2 protein-coding genes are annotated in these 2,211 nt (G+C 39.8%); both read right to left on the bottom strand.

Annotated features, from left to right (window positions below):
- On the bottom strand, positions 1-1,305 hold a 1,305-nt coding region (locus tag M1381_08165; GenBank protein MCL4479053.1), incomplete at its 3' end, for a methylmalonyl-CoA mutase family protein.
- Positions 1,306-1,320: 15 nt separating this feature from the next.
- A partial coding sequence (meaB, locus tag M1381_08160) for a methylmalonyl Co-A mutase-associated GTPase MeaB (protein MCL4479052.1) occupies positions 1,321-2,211 on the bottom strand: 891 nt, incomplete at its 5' end.

The following is a 2,211-nucleotide window of genomic DNA, read 5'->3' as shown; positions in this document are numbered from 1 at the left end:
ATAGTAAGATCCTCCAAGGGGATCTACAACCTCTGTTACTGCAGTTTCTGACTGTATTATCTGCTGGGTTCTAAGAGAGATAAGCGCCGCCTCTTCGGTAGGTACCGCATATGCTTCGTCATATGAATCAACGTGGAGCGACTGTACACCTGCAAATACGGCTGAGAGCGCCTGGAGGGACGACCTTACAATGTTATTTAGAGGCTCCTGCCTTGTAAGCGTTATGCCTGATGTCTGTACATGGCATCTCATCCACATGGAACGGGACTGTTTGGCGCCAAAACGGTATTTCATAATCTTATACCATAACCTTCTTGCTGCCCTTATTCTTGCAACCTCATCAAAGAAGTCATTTGATATTGACCAGAAAAAGGCAAGCCTTGCTGCTACCCAATCAACGTCGTGACCTCTTGATATCATCTCATTAAGAGTCTCTATTGCATTTGACATTGCTACTGCCATCTCTGTAACACCTGAGGTTCCAAACTCATGAAGGTTGTAGCCGTTTAACGTTACAAAGTTCCAATTAGGGATATTTTGTTTTATAAATTCAATATTGTCGCACTGCAACCTGAAGCAGTCACGGGGAGGGATATATTCAGGGCCGCTTCTTACAACTTCTTCCAGTGTTATATCATTTTGTACGGTTCCTTTCAGATCTTTCCAGGATATACCCCTTTTCTCAGCTGATGCTAAAAACATGGGAAAAAGTATTGCGGTATTTGAAGGATAATGAGTTACTATGGATACCGTTACATCTTTAAGAGGGATACCACTAAAGAGTATGTCCATATCACCACGTGAGTCTATTGCAACACCTGAGGTACCAACCTGGCCCTTTGATATAGGATCATCCGAATCATACATCTGGACTGTGGGGATATCAAATATAACACTCAAGCCTGTGGCACCGTTTGCAAGCATGAATTTAAATCTTTTGTTGGTATCTTCAGGGCCGCCGAATCCATTTATCTGCCTTATTGTAAATTGCTTACCCCTGTACATATTGGGATGTATTCCTCTTGTAAACGGGGCATCCCCTGAGTTTCCAAGATTTGCCCTGTAATCAAAGTCAGGTATATCAAGCGGGGTATATATGAGGTTCCTGGGTATTTTAGAACCCAGGATAGTCTCCGGTGTTACAGAGTAGTTTTCCCTGTCAGTGCCGGTGATTTTTGTATTTTTCCAGTCTTCTAAATCCTTTTTAATTGATTTTAGGCTCTTGCTGTCAAATAGAGGCATTTTAGTACTGCCCTTACCAATACTGCTTAATATCTCCTTTGTTGTCTTTTTAGCTTCTGGCATGGCATGTCTCCTTTTTTATTTTGAATTAAGTTTAAGAAATTCTTTGAGTATTTTTTCTGCTAAACTGTAAGGATCGATTTTATTGGCTTCAAGGTCATCAAGCAGTTTTTTATGTAAATCATCTTCTTCAAGTTTTGCAAAAAAAAGATTGATTAAATAATCACTTATTATATCTCTTAAATCAATCCTGGATTTGTTTTTGAAATACTGCTCAAATTTGCCTGTTGATTTAAGGTATTTTTCATGATGGAAAATTCCTTCAATAAGCTTGCTTATTCCCCTATCATTGATTGCCTCAGTCAGATAAATATGAGGTTTCCATGTTTCACCCTCACCTGGCTGGCTTGTATTTTCACTTATACCGAAGAAAGTTTTAAGGTCAAATTCAAGTTGCCCTGTATTGCTGTTATCAGCTTTATTTATGACAAAAATATCAGCAATTTCCAGTATTCCAGCCTTTACAATCTGGATATAATCTCCAAGACCTCCTACCAGAACAACAATTGTCGTATGAACCAGGTTTTTGATTTCTACCTCTGTCTGCCCTACACCCGCAGTTTCAACAATAATAATATCTTTTTTCATGGCATCCATAACGGTAACCATTCTTGATGTTACTTTTGATATGCCGCCGCGCCACCCTCTTGTAGGCAAACTCTTAATAAAAACATCCCTGTCGCTGGAGTGATTTTGCATTCTTACCCTGTCTCCAAGAATGGAACCACCGGTAAAAGGGCTTGTCGGGTCTATCGCAATAACACCAACTGTTTTTTTATTTGAACGAAAATAATTTATCATGACATCTATCAATGAACTTTTACCTGCTCCCGGCAGTCCGGTTACCCCTATAACATAAAATTTCCGTCCTTCTTCGGTCCCTGTCATGCATTCTTTAAACTGCACCTG

Source organism: Deltaproteobacteria bacterium (genome assembly GCA_023382265.1).
Lineage (GTDB): Bacteria > JAMCPX01 > JAMCPX01 > JAMCPX01 > JAMCPX01 > JAMCPX01.
Note: the sequence above shows the minus strand (reverse complement) of the source record. Positions and strands in the feature narration are given on the sequence as shown.